Origin of the sequence: Aminobacter sp. MSH1 (assembly GCF_003071665.1) — a bacterium.
Taxonomy (GTDB): domain Bacteria; phylum Pseudomonadota; class Alphaproteobacteria; order Rhizobiales; family Rhizobiaceae; genus Aminobacter; species Aminobacter niigataensis.
On the sequence record NZ_CP026265.1, the window covers coordinates 2,006,203 to 2,022,364 of the forward strand.

Annotated in this window: 14 protein-coding genes; 10 read left to right on the forward strand and 4 right to left on the reverse strand. The window is 65.6% G+C overall.

Annotated elements, in window-relative coordinates:
* Positions 1–160: 160 nt before the first annotated feature.
* Complete coding sequence (xylB, locus tag CO731_RS10035) at positions 161–1,612, forward strand: xylulokinase (protein WP_108606969.1); 1,452 nt, start codon at positions 161–163, stop codon at positions 1,610–1,612.
* Positions 1,613–1,626: 14 nt separating this feature from the next.
* Here xylB and CO731_RS10040 read toward each other — a convergent pair whose 3' ends face one another.
* On the reverse strand, positions 1,627–1,986 hold the full coding sequence (locus CO731_RS10040) for a nuclear transport factor 2 family protein (RefSeq protein WP_108606970.1): 360 nt from the start codon (positions 1,984–1,986) through the stop codon (positions 1,627–1,629).
* A 151-nt stretch (positions 1,987–2,137) separates the two neighbouring features.
* Between CO731_RS10040 and xylA the strand changes: the two genes are divergently transcribed.
* From xylA to CO731_RS10055, 3 genes are all read left to right on the forward strand, one after another.
* Positions 2,138–3,448 (forward strand): xylose isomerase, encoded by a 1,311-nt coding sequence (xylA, locus tag CO731_RS10045; RefSeq protein ID WP_108606971.1) that lies wholly within the window; start codon positions 2,138–2,140, stop codon positions 3,446–3,448.
* Positions 3,449–3,550: 102 nt separating this feature from the next.
* Positions 3,551–3,778 (forward strand): hypothetical protein, encoded by a 228-nt coding sequence (locus CO731_RS10050; protein WP_108609736.1) that lies wholly within the window; start codon positions 3,551–3,553, stop codon positions 3,776–3,778.
* A 25-nt stretch (positions 3,779–3,803) separates the two neighbouring features.
* On the forward strand, positions 3,804–4,595 hold the full coding sequence (locus CO731_RS10055) for a TIGR01458 family HAD-type hydrolase (protein ID WP_245439714.1): 792 nt from the start codon (positions 3,804–3,806) through the stop codon (positions 4,593–4,595).
* 180 nt (positions 4,596–4,775) lie between these two features.
* On the opposite strand, the gene CO731_RS10060 is transcribed toward CO731_RS10055, so the two are convergent.
* A complete protein-coding gene (locus CO731_RS10060) occupies positions 4,776–5,756 on the reverse strand; it encodes a GlxA family transcriptional regulator (RefSeq protein WP_108606972.1) in 981 nt (326 codons plus the stop codon).
* 76 nt (positions 5,757–5,832) lie between these two features.
* On the opposite strand from CO731_RS10060, the gene CO731_RS10065 reads away from it, so the two are divergent.
* The 6 genes from CO731_RS10065 (at position 5,833) to CO731_RS10095 (ending at position 13,395) form a co-directional block, all read left to right on the forward strand.
* A complete protein-coding gene (locus tag CO731_RS10065; RefSeq protein ID WP_108606973.1) occupies positions 5,833–6,750 on the forward strand; it encodes a 3-keto-5-aminohexanoate cleavage protein in 918 nt (305 codons plus the stop codon).
* Positions 6,751–6,782: 32 nt separating this feature from the next.
* Complete coding sequence (locus tag CO731_RS10070; RefSeq protein ID WP_108606974.1) at positions 6,783–7,862, forward strand: carnitine 3-dehydrogenase; 1,080 nt, start codon at positions 6,783–6,785, stop codon at positions 7,860–7,862.
* Positions 7,863–7,866: 4 nt separating this feature from the next.
* Complete coding sequence (locus CO731_RS10075; RefSeq protein ID WP_108606975.1) at positions 7,867–9,030, forward strand: acyl-CoA dehydrogenase; 1,164 nt, start codon at positions 7,867–7,869, stop codon at positions 9,028–9,030.
* Positions 9,031–9,102: 72 nt separating this feature from the next.
* Complete coding sequence (locus CO731_RS10080) at positions 9,103–11,424, forward strand: acetate--CoA ligase family protein (RefSeq protein WP_108606976.1); 2,322 nt, start codon at positions 9,103–9,105, stop codon at positions 11,422–11,424.
* A 26-nt stretch (positions 11,425–11,450) separates the two neighbouring features.
* Entirely contained in the window at positions 11,451–12,233 is a 783-nt protein-coding gene (locus CO731_RS10085; RefSeq protein ID WP_108606977.1) for a carnitinyl-CoA dehydratase, read from the forward strand.
* A 220-nt stretch (positions 12,234–12,453) separates the two neighbouring features.
* A complete protein-coding gene (locus CO731_RS10095; protein WP_108606978.1) occupies positions 12,454–13,395 on the forward strand; it encodes an alpha/beta hydrolase in 942 nt (313 codons plus the stop codon).
* Between the two features lie 285 nt (positions 13,396–13,680).
* Here the strand turns inward: CO731_RS10095 and CO731_RS10100 are convergent, their stop codons facing one another.
* Together CO731_RS10100 and CO731_RS10105 are read right to left on the reverse strand one after the other, a co-directional pair.
* Positions 13,681–15,339: an ABC transporter ATP-binding protein gene (locus tag CO731_RS10100; protein WP_108606979.1), complete on the reverse strand. Its 1,659-nt coding sequence runs from the start codon at positions 15,337–15,339 to the stop codon at positions 13,681–13,683.
* The gene (locus CO731_RS10105; protein ID WP_108606980.1) at positions 15,332–16,162 is read right to left on the reverse strand and encodes an ABC transporter permease; all 831 of its coding nucleotides are present in this window, start codon (positions 16,160–16,162) and stop codon (positions 15,332–15,334) included. Before CO731_RS10105 ends, CO731_RS10100 begins: the two co-directional genes overlap by 8 nt.

Below are 16,162 nucleotides of genomic sequence, written 5' to 3' on the forward strand. Positions count from 1 at the left end.
TAAATGTCGACCCGACCCTGGAATGTTTGCTAATAAGCAGCGTCCGTCGGAGGAACGGGACGATGGCCCGGCCGTTTTGCCTGTTGGCGATGAAGGCTGGCCAATGACGTGAGAGGATGGGCGCCAAAGGCGTCCGCGGCTCTCATTCGGGAGGAATGGCATGTATCTCGGGCTCGATCTCGGTACGTCAGGCGTGAAGGCGCTGCTGATGGACGCCGACCAGAAGATCATCGGCTCCGGCCACGGCTCGCTCGACGTGTCGCGGCCGCACCACGGCTGGTCCGAGCAGGATCCGGCCGACTGGATTCGCGCCACCGAAGAGGCGATCGCCGAGCTCAAGGCGGCACATCCAGGGGAAATCGCTGCCGTGCGCGGCATCGGCCTGTCCGGCCAGATGCATGGCGCGACGCTGCTCGACGCCTCGGGCAAAGTGCTTCGTCCCTGCATCCTGTGGAACGACACGCGCAGCTTTGCCGAGGCAGCTAGGCTCGACGCCGACCCGCGTTTTCGCAAGATTATCGGCAACATCGTTTTCCCCGGCTTCACCGCACCCAAGCTCGCCTGGGTGAAGGCCAACGAGCCTGACGTCTTCGCCCGGGTGGCGAAGGTGCTGTTGCCCAAGGACTATCTGCGGCTCTGGCTGGCCGGCGAATACATCTCCGAAATGTCCGACTCGGCCGGCACGTCCTGGCTTGATGTCGCGTCGCGACGGTGGTCGCCGGAGCTTTTGGCCGCCACCGGCCTCGGCACCGAACACATGCCGTCGTTGGTCGAGGGTACTGATCTAGCCGGGATGCTGCGCGGAGAACTGGCTTCGAAATGGGGCATGGGGCAGGCGGTGACGATTTCCGGCGGCGCGGGCGACAACGCGGCTTCCGCCTGCGGCATGGGCACGGTCAGGCCGGGCGCGGCCTTCGTGTCGCTCGGCACCTCGGGCGTGCTGTTTGCCGCCAACGGCGCCTACCTGCCCAATCCGGAAAGTGCGGTGCACACGTTCTGCCATGCGCTGCCCAACGCCTGGCACCAGATGGGCGTCATCTTGTCGGCGACGGATTCGCTCAACTGGCTGAGCACCATATCAGGCAAGGATGCGGCTGAGCTGACAGGCGAACTCGGCGACGAATTGCGTGCGCCTTCAGGCGTGACCTTCCTGCCTTATCTCTCGGGTGAACGGACCCCGCACAACGATGCGGCGATCCGCGGCTCCTTCACGGGCCTTGCCCATGAGATCGACCGCGCCGGTCTGACCCAGGCGGTGCTCGAGGGCGTGGCATTTGCCTTCCGCGACAGCCTTGAAGCTCTGGCCAAGGCCGGAACCTCGCTGACACGCGTGACGGCCATCGGCGGTGGCTCGCGCTCGCGCTACTGGCTGAAGTCGATCGCCACCGCACTCGGCCTACCGGTCGACCTTCCCGCCGACGGCGATTTCGGCGCTGCATTTGGTGCCGCGCGGCTTGGCCTCATCGCCGCCGAAAGTGCCGACCCGCATCAGGTCTGCACGCCGCCTGCGACAGCCGAAACCATCGAGCCGGTGGCCACACTGGCCGGCGCCTATGACGAGGCCTACCAGCGCTATCGCAAGCTCTATCCGGCGATCCGGGGGACGATGTGAGCGCCCGAGCTAGATCAGCCCGGCACCTTGTCGAGGAAGCCGGTGATGCCGCTCAGGCGGCCGCCTTCGAGGGTGGCGAAGTCGGAGCCTTCGATCACGGCCTCCGCACCATCGGGACCAAGGCCCCAGGAGAAGCGGATATGGTCACCGAAGCCGTCGGCCTTGCCCTTGAGCTTGAAGTGGAAGCCGGGGAACTGGCTGTGCACGCCTTGGATCAGTGCGTCGATGCCGCCGTGGCCGTCGCCCTGCATGATGGGGTCGCGATAGGTCACGCCGGAAGTGAAGGCGGCCTCGACCAGCGCCTTGCGGGCGGTCGCGTCGGTCTCGTTCCAGGCGGCGATGTAGGCTTCGGCGATGGCGTTGTAGTCGGTCATCTCTGCTCTCCGTCGGGTTTGTCTTTGATAACGCGACCCTTGTCGCAGCAGTGCCGACTGGAACCAATTACGCCTGAGGTAATCGAATTCGGAATTTTTGTGGCCGCCCGATCCGGGGCGGCAATGCGTACTCACTGAAAGGAGTTCTCCCATGAGCACCGGCTATTTCGGCGACATCAAGCCCGTCCGCTACGAAGGTCCTGAAAGCACCAACCCGCTGGCCTATCGCCACTACAATGCCGATGAGGTGGTGCTGGGCAAGCGGCTGGAAGACCACCTGCGCTTCGCGGTCGCCTACTGGCACACATTCGCCTGGCCGGGCGGCGATCCGTTCGGCGGCCAGACCTTCGAGCGGCCCTGGTTCGGCGAGACCATGGAGCATGCCAAGCTGAAGGCCGACGTCGCCTTCGAGTTGTTTTCGCTTCTTGGCGTTCCCTACTATTGCTTCCACGATGCCGACGTGCGGCCCGAGGGTGCGACCTTTGCCGAGAGTGCCAAGCGTCTCGATGAAATCGCCGACCATTTCGAAGGCAAGATGGCCAAGACCGGCGTCAAGCTGCTCTGGGGCACGGCAAACCTGTTTTCCAACCGCCGCTTCATGTCGGGTGCCGCCACCAACCCCGACCCGGAAGTCTTCGCCTATGCGGCCGCGACGGTAAAGCACTGCATCGACGTCACCAAGCGGCTGAAAGGTGAGAACTATGTGCTGTGGGGCGGCCGCGAGGGCTATGAGACGCTGCTCAACACCGACATGGGCCGCGAGCTCGACCAGCTCGGCCGCTTCCTCAACCTCGTCGTCGACTACAAGCACAAGATCGGTTTCACCGGCACCATCCTGATCGAGCCAAAGCCGCAGGAGCCGACCAAGCACCAGTACGACTACGATGTCGCCACCGTCTACGGCTTCCTCAGGAAGTACGGGCTGGAGAAGGAGGTGAAGGTCAACATCGAGCAGGGCCACGCGATCCTGGCCGGCCACTCCTTCGAGCACGAGCTGGCGACCGCCAATGCGCTCGGCATCTTTGGTTCGATCGACATGAACCGCAACGACTACCAGTCGGGCTGGGATACCGACCAGTTCCCCAACAACGTGCCCGAGATGGGGCTGGCCTATTACCAGGTGCTGCTTGGCGGTGGCTTCAAGACCGGCGGCACCAATTTCGACGCCAAGCTGCGCCGCCAGTCGCTCGATCCCGAAGACCTGCTGATCGCCCATGTCGGCGGCATGGATGCCTGCGCCCGGGGGCTCAAGGCCGCAGCGAAGATGCTCGAGGACAAGGCGCTGTCCGCCCCGCTCGATGCACGCTATGCCGGCTGGAACGCGGCCGAGGCCAAGGCGATGCTGTCAGGGGAACGCAGCCTCGAACAAATCGCCGCGCGCGTCGCCGCCGATGGCATCGAGCCGCAGCCGAAGTCGGGCCGGCAGGAATATCTGGAGAACGTCGTCAACCGCTATGTCTGAACCGGACAACCATCAGGCGAGGGGGAGCCGCTTTCCCCCTTGCCGCTGAATTGCCTCTTTCTCGCCCTCAAGACGCCCGTCGAATCAGTGAGTTACGGCGTCATGAGACGGGAACAAAAGACTTTCATCGCAAATACGAACGAGCCGGAGATCGAGGCATTGCTCGACCGCTCGCGCACCAATTCCATCGTCGACCGGCTGATGGCGCTGCCTCCTGTGGTGGAGACACAGCTGTCGGACGAATGGAGCCGGGCAGTGGCGCTGCGCCTCGAAGCCGTGCTCGCCGAAAACATGCGCTCGCGCATCGGCAGGGAAAGCCGTGCCGCCTGATTGCTGACGGTTTGACGAATGGAGGATGCTTCGCCATCCTTCGCCGATGATACGCGCGGTGCTTTTGGACCTTTCGGGCGTCGTCTATGACGGCGACGCGGCGATCCCCGGTGCAATCGAAGCCATTCGCCGGCTGCATGGCGAAGGCCTTGCCATCCGCTTCGTCAGCAACACCACGCGTTCGCCACGTGCAGCCGTCATCAGGCAACTCGCCGCCCTCGGTATTAAAGTCGCCGACGATGAATTGCTGACGCCTGCCCGCGCGGCCGTCGAATGGCTTGCACACGAAGGCTGCGCGCCGCACCTGCTCGTGCATCCCGACCTCGTGCCCGAATTCGCCGGACACACGTTCGGCGAGAGGAAGGCGGTGGTGGTCGGCGATGCCGCCGAGGCCTTCACCTATGCGGCGATGAACGCCGCCTTCCGGCAACTCATCGACGGTGCCGAATTTCTCGCGCTTGCGGTCAACCGCACTTTCAAGGACGCCGACGGCGGCCTCAGCCTCGATGCCGGTGCCTTCGTCGCAGCACTCGAATTCGCCGCCGGCAAGCAGGCGACGGTGCTGGGCAAGCCCGCGCGCGACTTCTTCCATACCGCACTCGCCGGATTGGACTGCCCGCCGGGGCAGGCGGTCATGGTTGGCGACGACGCCGAAAGCGATGTCGCCGGGGCCCTGAAGGCGGGCATCGGATCGGCCCTGCTGGTGCGGACCGGCAAGTATCGTGCCGGTGACGAGAGCCGCCACGCGCCGCACCCGAGCGCCGTCGTTGACGATCTTGCGACAGCGGTTGAGTGGATTCTTTGCAGGCGAGGCTGAGGCATCACCCCCACCCCTAACCCCTCCCCACAAGGGGGAGGGGGATCGGCACTACCCATGCCAAGCGAGATTTTCCCGCGATCGGATCGTATGGCGCGACGCAAAGCTTCCCTCCCCCTTATGGGGAGGGATTGAGGGTGGGGTATTCTGCCTTGAGCTGGTCTCCCGCAAGGCGCAATCTCAGCCCTTGCGCATCCTCACCGGCGGCGTGCCGAAGGCGCGGGAAAAGCTGCGGGAGAAGGCGGCAGCCGAGGAAAAGCCGGTCCGCTCGGCGACCTCGGCCATGCTGACGCGGGTGTCGACAACCAGCCGTCGCGCGGCGTTCAATCTCAGCCTGAGATAGTAGGCGCCGGGCGTCTCGCCGATCGAGGCGCGGAAGATGCTTTCGAGCGTCCGCGCCGTGACGCCTGCACGCTTTGCGATCGCGGCAATCGTCAGCGGCTGGTCGACATGGCCCTCCATCAGGCGGATCGCCTGGGCGAGACGCGGGTCGTAGCCGTCGAGCCGGCCGAGCGAGACCAGCGGCTGCGCGTCGGTGGCGGCGCGCGACTGGTCGTAGATGAAGACGCTGGCGACATCGAGCGCGGTCGCCATGCCGAGCCGCGAGCGCACCAGGTGCAGCATCAGGTCGAAGGTGGGCGCCGCACCGCCCGAGGTGAAAACCGGGCCGTCGATGATGTAGCGGTCGGGACGGACCTCGACCTCAGGAAAGGCCGCGGCAAAATCCTCCATGTCCTCCCAATGAGTGGTGGCAGTGCGGCCTTCCAGCAGCCCGGCGCGGGCGACCAGCCAGGTGCCTGCCTCGATGCCGCCGGCCGCGCGGGCCTGGCGGGCGCAGCGCCTGATGCCGCCGAGCAGCTTCGACGTGGTGTATCCCTGGGTGCCGAAGCCGGCGATGACCATCAGCACGTCGCAGGCATCGTCGGGGTCGAAGGCGCCGGAGACCGCCACAGGCAGGCCGCATGTGGTGATCGCCGGCTCGCCGGTGGCGGATACCAGCCGGAAGTCGAAATGCGTCTCGCCGGCAATGCGGTTGGCGGCGCGCAGGGGGTCGACGGCCGATGCCACGCACATGATGGACGCGCCGGAGAAGACCAGCATCGTCACCTTGAGCGGCGAGCGCTCTTCGCGAAAGATTGTCGGCTTTTCGCTTTTGGTCATTTGAGTGTCGTAAAACGCAAAACAAATTGGCGCAAGCGGCGCGATGATCCGTCAAGTTTCGTAAGGGAGGAATGCGATGCCGCTCGAGATGAACCGCGAGGTTTTCATTACCTGTGCCGTGACCGGGTCCGGCGGCACGCAGGATCGCAGCCACCTGGTGCCGCGTTCGCCCAAGCAGATCGCCGACTCGGCCATCGAGGCGGCCAAGGCAGGTGCTGCCATCGTCCACTGCCATGTCCGCGACCCCGACACAGGCAAGCCGCGTCGCGACATCCATCTCTACCGCGAGGTGACCGAGCGCATCCGCGAGGCCAATGTCGACGTGGTGCTGAACCTGACCGCCGGCATGGGCGGCGACATGGTGTTCGGCGGCGTCGAAAGCCCGTTGCCGCTGAAGGAAGCCGGCACCGACATGGGCGGCGCCACCAACCGCGTCGAGCATGTGCGCCAGTGCCTGCCGGAGATATGCACGCTTGACTGCGGCACGATGAATTTCGCCGAGGCCGACTACGTCATGACCAACACGCCGGGCATGCTGCGCGCGATGGGTGGCATGATGACCGCGATGGGCGTCAAGCCCGAGATCGAGGCTTTCGACACCGGCCACCTCTGGTTCGCCAAGCAACTGGTGGAGGAGGGCGTGCTTGCGCCCGACGCGCTGGTTCAGCTGTGCATGGGCGTGCCGTGGGGGGCGCCTGACGACCTCAACACCTTCATGGCGATGGTCAACAACGTGCCGAAGAGCTGGACCTTTTCGGCCTTCTCGCTCGGCCGCAACCAGATGGCCTATGCGGCGGCGGCTGTGCTTGCCGGGGGCAATGTGCGCGTCGGCCTCGAGGACAATCTCTGGCTCGACAAGGGCGTTCTCGCTACCAACGCGCAGCTGGTCGAGAAGGCGGTCACCGTCGTCGAGACCTTGGGCGCGCGAGTCATCGGGCCGGAAGAGGTGCGCAAGAAGCTGAACCTCGTCAAGCGCGCGCCGCTGGCGGCCTGATCGCTGACAAATCTGCCGGGAGGGGCATTTTCATGAGCACAATTTCGAAGGCAGCCGCCATTGGCGGCGGGGTTATCGGCGCCGGCTGGGTGGCGCGGCTGCTGCTCAATGGCATCGACGTGTCGATCTTCGATCCCGACCCGGAGGCCTCACGCAAGGTCGGCGAGGTGATGAAGGGCGCGCGCCGTGCCTACAAGCAGATGCTACCGGGTGGCCTGCCCAAGGAAGGCAAGCTGACCTTCGCCAAGACCATCGCCGAGGCAGTGGCGGACGCCGACTTCATCCAGGAAAGCGTGCCGGAGCGGCTCGACCTCAAGCACAAGGTGCTGGCCGAGATCGACATGCATGCGCCCGCCAATGCGATCATCGGCTCGTCCACCTCGGGCATCAAGCCATCGGACATGCAGGTGGCGATGAAGAAGCATCCGGAGCGGCTGGTCGTCGGCCACCCGTTCAACCCGGTCTATCTCCTGCCCATCGTCGAGATCGTCGGTGGCGCCCAGACGTTCCCCGAGGCGATCGAGGTCGCCAAGGAGATCTATTCTTCCATCGGCATGAAGCCTGTTGTCATCCGCAAGGAGATCGAGGCCTTCGTCGGCGACCGCCTGCTCGAAGCGGCCTGGCGCGAGGCGCTGTGGCTGATCAAGGACGGCATCTGCTCGGTGGAGGAACTCGACGACATCATGCGCTACGGCTTCGGCCTGCGCTGGGCCCAGATGGGCATGTTCCAGGTCTATCGGGTCGCCGGTGGCGAGGCCGGGATGCGCCACTTCATGGCGCAGTTCGGGCCGTGCCTGAAATGGCCGTGGACCAAGCTGATGGACGTGCCGGAGTTCAACGACGAGCTGGTCGACCTGATCGCCACCCAGTCCGACGAGCAGTCCGACAAATGGTCGATCCGCGAGCTGGAAAAGATCCGCGACGACAATCTCGTCGCGATCATGGATGCGCTGTCCAAGCAGAACAAGGGCAAGGGCTGGGGCGCCGGCGCGCTCTACAAGGACTACACCAAGCAGCTCGCCGCCCAGGCCAAGCCCAAGGTCTCCAAGGCTGCCGAAAAGGCCAAGGCGAGCAAGCCGGTGAAGAAGGCAGCTGCCAAGAAGAAGGGCTGAGACGATGCATTTCGGTCTGTCCGAGGAACAGCAGCTCATCGTCGACACCACCCGCGCGTTCGTCGAGAACGAGCTCTATCCGCACGAGGGCGAGGTCGAGCGCACCGGCCATCTCCGGCGCGAGCTGGTCGAGGAGATCAAGGCAAAGGCGATTGCCGCCGGGCTCTATGCCGCCAACATGCCGGCTGATGTCGGCGGTGCCGGGCTCGATACGCTGACCTGGCTGCTCTACGAAAAGGAGCTCGGCCGCGCCAACTACGCACTGCACTGGACCTGCGTGGCGCGCCCGTCCAACATCCTGCTCGCCGGCACGGCGGAGCAGCGCGAGAAGTATCTCTTCCCCTGCATTAGCGGCGAGAAGTCGGACTGTTTGGCGATGACCGAGCCGGGCGCCGGTTCCGACCTGCGGGGCATGAAGGCGAGTGCTGTCCAGGATGGCAGCGACTGGGTGCTGAACGGTACCAAGCACTTCATCTCCCATGCCGACATCGCCGATTTCGCCATCGTCTTCATGGCGTCCGGCGAAGAGGAGTCGCCGCGCGGCAAACGCAAGAAGATCACCGCCTTCTTCGTCGACAAGGGTACGCCCGGCTTCACAGTGCGCGACGGCTATCGCAACGTCTCGCATCGCGGCTACACCAATTCGGTGCTGGAGTTCGACGACTGCCGCCTGCCGGCGAGCCAGGTTCTCGGCGAGGTGCACAAGGGTTTCGAAGTCGCCAACAGCTGGCTGGGTGCGACGCGCCTGCAGGTGGGTGCCACCTGCCTCGGCCGCGCCGAGCGCGCGCTTAACCATGCCGTCGAATATGCCGCCCAACGCGAGCAATTCGGCCAGCAGATCGGCAAGTTCCAGGGCGTGTCGTTCAAGCTCGCCGACATGGCGACCGAGCTCAAGGCGGCTGAGCTGATGGTGATGGAGGCCGGCTGGAAATACGACCAGGGCACGGTCACCGACCAGGACATGGCGATGGCCAAGCTCAAGGCGACGGAGATGTTGGCCTTCGTCGCCGACGAAGCGATTCAGATCCATGGCGGCATGGGCCTGATGGACGACCTGCCGCTGGAGCGCATCTGGCGCGACGCGCGCGTCGAACGCATCTGGGAAGGCACGTCGGAAATCCAGCGCCACATCATTTCGCGCGCGCTGCTCAGGGCGGTGGGCGGATGAGCGATCTGGTTTCTTGTTCGACCCTCCCCCTTGTGGGGAGGGTGGCCCGCAGGGCCGGGTGGGGGTGAAACAATGTCTTGCTCGACTTCTGACACCCCCACCTCGACGCTGCGCGTCGACCCTCTCCACAAGGGGGAGGGTAAAGGGCGCCTCGAACGCCTGCTGCGGCCTAAGTCGATTGCGGTGTTCGGAGGCTCGCAGGCCGCGGCCGTGGTCAAGCAGTGCCTGAAGATGGGCTTTGCCGGCGACATCTGGCCGGTGCACCCGACCAAGGACAAGGTCGAGGGCATCAGGACTTTCCGTTCGGTCGCCGAGCTGCCCGCAGCCCCAGACGCAGCCTTCGTCGGCGTCAACCGCTTCCTGACTATCGAGGTGATTGCTCAACTTGCCGAGCGCGGCGCCGGCGGGGCGATCTGCTTTGCCTCCGGCTTCCTCGAAGCTGGCAGCGACGATGCCGACGGCGAACGGCTGCAGGCAGAACTGGTGGCGGCGGCCGGTGCGATGCCGGTCATTGGGCCCAATTGCTACGGCCTGATCAACTATGCCGACGGCGCGCTGCTGTGGCCCGACCAGCACGGCGGCCAGAGGCTGGCGCCGGGCACCCGCGGCGTTGCCATCATCACGCAGTCCTCCAACATCGCCTGCAACCTGACCATGCAGAAGCGCGGCCTGCCGGTCGCCTTCCTGATGACCGCCGGCAACCAGGCGCAGACCGGCCTTTCCCAAATGGCGCTGGGCCTGATCGAGGATGAGCGCGTGTCGTGCCTTGGCCTGCACATCGAAGGTTTCGACACCGTCGACGGTTTCGAGCGGTTGGCGGCGCGGGCACGCGAACTGGGCAAGCCGATCGTCGCCATGAAGGTCGGCCGCTCCGAGCAGGCGCGCAAGGCGACGATCTCGCACACGGCGTCGCTCGCCGGGTCGGATGCCGCATCGGACGCCTTCCTCAAGCGGCTGGGCATCGCCCGCGTCGACACCATCCCGTCGTTGCTCGAAACGCTGAAGCTGCTGCACGCAGTCGGCCCGCTGCCCGGCTTCACGCTGTCTTCGATGAGCTGTTCGGGCGGCGAGGCGTCGGTCATGGCCGACAGCGCCGAGGGCCGGCGGTTGCGTTTCCCGGCGCTTACGCCCGAGCACTATGCAAGGATAAAATCGACGCTCGGCGCCTTCGTGGCGGTCGCCAATCCGCTCGACTATCACACCTTCATCTGGAACGACGAACCGGCGATGACAGCCACCTTCACGGCGATGGCGTCAGGCGGTTTCGACCTCAACATGCTGGTGCTCGACTTCCCGCGCAACGACCGCTGCTCGGACGCCGACTGGTGGCCGACCGTGCGGGCCTTCGAGGTAGCGCTGAAGACTAATGGCGCGCGCGGTGCCGTGGTGGCGTCGATGTCGGAGAACCTGACCGAGGAGCATGCCGCAGACCTGTTTTCGCGCGGCATCGTGCCGTTACAGGGGATCGCCGAGGCGATGGACGCGGCGGAGGCTGCAGCGACGATTGGCGAGGCGTGGCGGCGCGATCCCTCCCCCTTGAGGGGAGGGTCGATCGGCGGAGCCGATCGGGGTGGGGTCGTGCACGATGCGTCGGCGGTGCCTTCTGAGGTTACCCCCTCCGCCCGCTTCGCGGGCACCTCCCCCTCAAGGGGGGAGGATACCCAGCTCGACGAAGCCGCTGCCAAATCCTTGCTGCGTGATGCTGGACTCACCGTGCCGGCCGGCCGCCGTGCGGTGAGTGTCGCAGAGGCCATCGCAACGGCGGAGGAGCTAGGCTATCCCGTCGCGCTCAAGGCGCTCGGCGTTGCCCACAAGAGCGAGCTTGGCGCTGTCAGGCTCAATCTCCGGACCGGCGAGGAGATCGGTGCCGCAGCGGCCGCCCTGTTGCGGCTCGGCTCCGGCCTCTATGTCGAGAAGATGGTCTCAGGCGGCGTGGCCGAGTTGATCGTCGGCGTCACCCGCGATCCGCTGTTCGGCCCTGTCATGACCATCGGCACCGGCGGCGTGCTGGTCGAACTCATCAAGGACAGCGCCACGCTGCTGCTCCCTGCCTCGCGCGGCGAGGTCGAGGCTGCGCTGAAGGGGTTGAAGATGTACCCGCTGCTCGACGGCTATCGTGGCCGTGCCAGGGCGGACGTTGGTGCGGCCGTGGATGCAATAATGGCCATTGCCGGTTTTGTGTCCGATCATGCCGACCGTATCGAGGAACTCGACATCAATCCGCTGATCGTCTGTGGCGAAGGGCAGGGTGCCTGGATCGCCGATGCGCTGTTGGTGTTGGCCTTAAACAGCCCCTCATCCCCTACCGGACCTTCTCCCCGTAATGACGGGGAGAAGGAGGCAAATCACGACGCCGACGCCCCCCTCTCCCCGTTTTCCACGGGGAGAGGGTAAGGGTGAGGGGCAATGGAGAAAGCGCAATGTCCGACGTCATCAAGACCCGCAGGGAAGGCGTGATCCTCGAGGTCACGCTCGACCGGCCCAAGGCCAACGCCATCGACCTCGCCACGTCCCGGCTGCTCGGGCAGACGTTCAAGGCCTTCCGCGACGATGACGGCCTGCGCATCGCCATCGTGAAGACGGCGGGGGAAAAATTCTTCTCGGCCGGCTGGGACCTGAAGGCCGCGGCGAGCGGCGATGCGGTCGACGGCGACTATGGCGTCGGCGGCTTCGGCGGGCTGCAGGAGCTGCGCGACCTCAACAAGCCGGTCATTGCCTGCGTCAACGGCATGGCGGTGGGTGGCGGCTTCGAACTGGCGCTGTCCTGCGACCTGATCTACGCCTCGGAGCATTCGAGCTTCGCGCTGCCCGAAATCAAGGCCGGCACGCTGGCGGACGCCGCAACCATCAAGCTGCCCAAGCGCATTCCCTATCACGTGGCGATGGACCTCCTGCTCACCGGCCGCTGGATGGACGTCGCCGAGGCGCATCGCTGGGGGCTGGTCAACGAGGTGCTGCCGGCCGACAAGCTCGAGGACCGTGTCTGGGAGATCGCCCGGTTGCTCGCCGGCGGCCCGCCGCTGGTCTTCGCCGCCATCAAGGAGGTGGCGCGCGCCGCCGAGGTGATGGGTTTCCAGGAGACGATGAACCGCATCACCAAGCGGCAATTCCCAACGGTGGACGAACTCTACGCCTCGGAGGACAATCTGGAGGGCTTCAAGGCATTCGCCGAGAAGCGCGACCCGGTGTGGAAGGGGAAGTAGGCTCCGTGGAAATGATTACGTTCCGTCTCGCCCCCCTCTGGCCTGCCGGCCATCTCCCCCACGAGGGGAGAGATCAAGCGCTTCGCCGGCGGCCCACCTCTTGTAACGTTGGCGGTTGGCGAAAGTCGGGACGACAGGTGATCTCCCCCCTCGTGGGGGAGATGGCCGGCAGGCCAGAGGGGGGCAACGTAGGGCGCGGCAATTCCCAAGGCCTGCTCCAATGACCGACTACACAAAGCTCATCGACGCCGAGACCTGGGCGTTCATCGAGCGGACGAACTCCTACTATCCGCCCGACACCGTCGACTACACGATTGCCCAGCAGCGCGAGATCTACGACCGCATGTGCCGGGAGTTCTTCGCCGGTTACCCGGAGGGCGTGTCGGCCGAGACGACGGCTATCGCTGCTCCGGGGCGCGACGTGCCCGTCCGCATCTATCGCCTGGCCGGCAAGGCGCCAGAGGCCGTGGTACTTTACTTCCATGGTGGCGGCTTCATCCTCGGCGGGCTCGACAGCCATGACGATGTTTGCGCCGAGCTCTGCGGCCGAACCGGCTACGAAGTGGCGTCAGTGGACTATCGGCTGGCGCCGGAGCACCTGCATCCGGCAGCCTTCGACGATGCAATGGTGGCGTTCGAATGGACAACTGGCAAATACAGTCAGCCCATCGTGCTCGCTGGCGACAGCGCCGGCGGCAACATCGCGGCTGCCGTCAGCCATGCGACGCGCGGCCACAAGCGCCATCCGGTCGGGCAGTTGCTGATCTATCCCGGCCTGGGCGGCGACCGCAGCCGCGGTTCCTATGTCAGGCACACCGAGGCGCCGATGCTGACCATGCGCGACCTCGATTTCTACCAGGACATCCGCACCGGCGGGGAAGACCGCACCGGCGACATCACGCTGTCGCCGCTGGCCGATGGCGATTTCGCCAACCTGCCGCCGACTGTCGTCATTACGGCGGAGTGCGATCCGCTGTCGTCGGACGGCGAGGCCTATGGCGAGCGCATCGTCGCCGCCGGCGGCAAGGCATTCTGGTTCGAGGAGCCGGGGCTTGTGCACGGCTACCTGCGCGCCCGCCACAGCGTCGGCCGCGCCCGCGAAAGCTTCACGCGTATCGTCGATGCTGTGGCGGTGCTGGGGCGTGGCGAGTGGGTATGGTGACGGTTAGAGGTTAGCGGCCCTTAGCACCCCTCTCTGGCCTGCCGGCCATCTCCCCCGCAAGGGGGGAGATTAGTCACGCCGCCGTTTGTGCCCATCCTGCGAACCAGCAGGGCCCGCCTTGCGACCTTTGTGGTTGGCCGCCCAGGCCGATGAAGGCATGATCTCCCCCCCTTGCGGGGGAGATGGCCGGCAGGCCAGAGAGGGGGTGCGAAGGAACGCAACGGTCCTCATCCTGAGGTGCTCGCCTGAAAGGCTAGCCTCGAAGGACACACCTATTACGTTCCCTCAATTCCCCGCGCTGGCCATCCTGCGTCCGCCGATCGCCTTTTCGAGCCAGCCGATCTCCATTTCCGGCACCGACGACAACAGCAGGTCGGTGTAGGCGTCGAAGGGCGGTTTCAGCACTTCCGACTTCGGCCCGTAGCGCACCACCTCGCCGCGATACATGACGGCGATGGAATCGGCGATCGATTTCACCGTTGCCAGGTCGTGGGTGATGAACAGATAGGCGACGCCTTCCTCGGCCTGCAGCCCGAGCAGCAGCTTGAGGATGCCGTTGGCGACCAGCGGGTCGAGCGCGCTGGTCACCTCGTCGCAGATGATCAGACGCGGCTTGGCGGCGAGCGCACGGGCGATGCAGACGCGCTGCTTCTGCCCGCCGGAAAGCTCGGCCGGATAGCGATCAGCAAAGCCGCGACCCATCTCGATCTTGTCGAGCAGTTCGGCGACGCGGGCATCGCGCTCCTTGCCGCCCATGCCGAAATAGAGCTCCAACGGACGGCCGATGATCGTGCCCACGGTCTGGCGCGGGTTCATCGCCACGTCGGCCATCTGGTAGATCATCTGCAACTCGCGCAGATCGTCGCGGCTGCGGTCGGCGAGGCGATTGGAAAGCGTGCGTCCGGCAAAGGTGATGCTGCCCTGCTCGGGCGGTAGAAGGCCGGTGATGGCACGGGCCAGCGTCGACTTGCCGGAGCCGGATTCGCCGACGACGGCCAGCGTCTGGCCTGGCAGGATGTCGACCGAGACGTTCTTCAACACCTTGATCGTGCCGCCGCCATAAGCGGCGGTGACGTTCCTGACCGAAAGGAACGGGTTGGCGCCGGGCGCTTTCTCCTGGTGCTCGATCTCGTGCACCGAGACGAGTGCGCTGGTGTATTCCTGGCGTGGCTCCTTGATGATCTGGCGCGTGCCGCCCCATTCGACCAGCTTGCCGTGCCGGAGCACCATGATCTCGTCGGAGACCTGCGCGACCACAGCGAGGTCGTGGCTGATGTAGAGTGCTGCCACGCCGGTATCGCGGATCGCCTCCTTGATCGCGGCGAGTACGTCGATCTGGGTGGTGACGTCGAGTGCGGTCGTCGGTTCGTCGAAGACGATCAGGTCGGGCTCGGAGCACAGCGCCATGGCGGTCATGACGCGCTGCAACTGGCCACCCGAGACCTGGTGCGGGAAACGGTTGCCGATGTTTTCCGGGTCGGGAAGGCTGAGCTTCCTGAACAGCGCAACGGCGCGCTTTTCGGCCTCCGCCCGGCTCGCCACGCCGTGCAGGATCGAGGCTTCGACGACCTGGTCCATCAGCCGGTGTGCCGGGTTGAACGCTGCCGCCGCCGACTGCGCGACATAGCAGACCTCGCGGCCGCGCAGGGCGCGAATGCCTTGCGTGCCACCCTTGCGGATGTCGCGGCCATTGAGCAGGATCTCGCCGCCGGTGATCTTCACCCCGCCGCGGCCATAGGCCATCGACGACAGGCCGATGGTCGACTTGCCGGCGCCCGATTCACCGATCAGGCCAAGCACCTTGCCCTTTTCCAGCGTCAGCGACACGTCGTGCACCAGGGTGATGGTGCGCGGTGCCTCGCCGGGTGGGTAGACCTTTGCCTCGATCCTGAGGTTGCGGATGTCGAGCAGCGGGCCGGAGCCGTTCGCGGGTGCCTTAGCCATTGCCACGCCCTCCCTTGAGATCGGTGGTGCGGTTGAGCACCCAGTCGGCGACGAGGTTGACGGAGATGGCGAGTGCTGCGATCGCGGCGGCCGGGATCAGGGCTGCCGGGATGCCGAAGACGATGCCGTCCTTGTTTTCCTTGACCATGCCGCCCCAGTCGGCATCCGGCGGCTGAACGCCCAGGCCGAGGAAGGACAGAGCCGAAAGGAACAGGACGGCATAGATGAAGCGCAGGCCGAGTTCGGAAACCAGCGGCGACAGCGCGTTGGGTAGGATCTCCCGGAAGATGATCCAGCCCTTGCCTTCGCCGCGCAGCTTGGCCGCCTCGACGAAGTCCATGACGTTGATGTCGACGGCAACCGCGCGCGATAGCCGGTAGACGCGCGTTGCGTCGAGAATGCCCATCACTAGGATCAGGGTCAGCAAGGTCGAAGGCAGCACCGACAGCACCACGAGCGCGAAGATCAGCGTCGGGATCGCCATCAGCAAGTCGACGAAGCGCGACATGCCGGTGTCGAACCAGCCGCCGACGACGGCGGCGGTGAAGCCCAGGATCGCGCCGAGCGAAAACGACAAGGCGGTTGCCATGACGGCGATGAAGATGGTGGTGCGCGCGCCGTAGATCATGCGCGAAAGCAGGTCGCGGCCGAGATTGTCAGTGCCGAGCAGGAACTGGCCGGAGGCCGGCGCCCAGACGTCGCCGACGATCTCGCCGAGACCATAGGGTGCGATCAGCGGCGCGAAGATCGCCGCGATGAGGAACAATGCGGTCAGGATCAGGCCGATCGCGGCGCCAAGGGGGATGCGTTTCAGGTCCAGCAT

What these genes read in the sequence shown, in the direction of transcription:
- xylB (WP_108606969.1), top strand. Translation starts at nt 161, where the DNA reads ATGTATCTCGGGCTCGATCTCGGTACGTCAGGCGTGAAGGCGCTGCTG.
- CO731_RS10040 (WP_108606970.1), bottom strand. Translation starts at nt 1,986, where the DNA reads ATGACCGACTACAACGCCATCGCCGAAGCCTACATCGCCGCCTGGAAC.
- xylA (WP_108606971.1), top strand. Translation starts at nt 2,138, where the DNA reads ATGAGCACCGGCTATTTCGGCGACATCAAGCCCGTCCGCTACGAAGGT.
- CO731_RS10050 (WP_108609736.1), top strand. Translation starts at nt 3,551, where the DNA reads ATGAGACGGGAACAAAAGACTTTCATCGCAAATACGAACGAGCCGGAG.
- CO731_RS10055 (WP_245439714.1), top strand. Translation starts at nt 3,804, where the DNA reads ATGCTTCGCCATCCTTCGCCGATGATACGCGCGGTGCTTTTGGACCTT.
- CO731_RS10060 (WP_108606972.1), bottom strand. Translation starts at nt 5,756, where the DNA reads ATGACCAAAAGCGAAAAGCCGACAATCTTTCGCGAAGAGCGCTCGCCG.
- CO731_RS10065 (WP_108606973.1), top strand. Translation starts at nt 5,833, where the DNA reads ATGCCGCTCGAGATGAACCGCGAGGTTTTCATTACCTGTGCCGTGACC.
- CO731_RS10070 (WP_108606974.1), top strand. Translation starts at nt 6,783, where the DNA reads ATGAGCACAATTTCGAAGGCAGCCGCCATTGGCGGCGGGGTTATCGGC.
- CO731_RS10075 (WP_108606975.1), top strand. Translation starts at nt 7,867, where the DNA reads ATGCATTTCGGTCTGTCCGAGGAACAGCAGCTCATCGTCGACACCACC.
- CO731_RS10080 (WP_108606976.1), top strand. Translation starts at nt 9,103, where the DNA reads ATGTCTTGCTCGACTTCTGACACCCCCACCTCGACGCTGCGCGTCGAC.
- CO731_RS10085 (WP_108606977.1), top strand. Translation starts at nt 11,451, where the DNA reads ATGTCCGACGTCATCAAGACCCGCAGGGAAGGCGTGATCCTCGAGGTC.
- CO731_RS10095 (WP_108606978.1), top strand. Translation starts at nt 12,454, where the DNA reads ATGACCGACTACACAAAGCTCATCGACGCCGAGACCTGGGCGTTCATC.
- CO731_RS10100 (WP_108606979.1), bottom strand. Translation starts at nt 15,339, where the DNA reads ATGGCTAAGGCACCCGCGAACGGCTCCGGCCCGCTGCTCGACATCCGC.
- CO731_RS10105 (WP_108606980.1), bottom strand. Translation starts at nt 16,162, where the DNA reads ATGCTGGACCTGAAACGCATCCCCCTTGGCGCCGCGATCGGCCTGATC.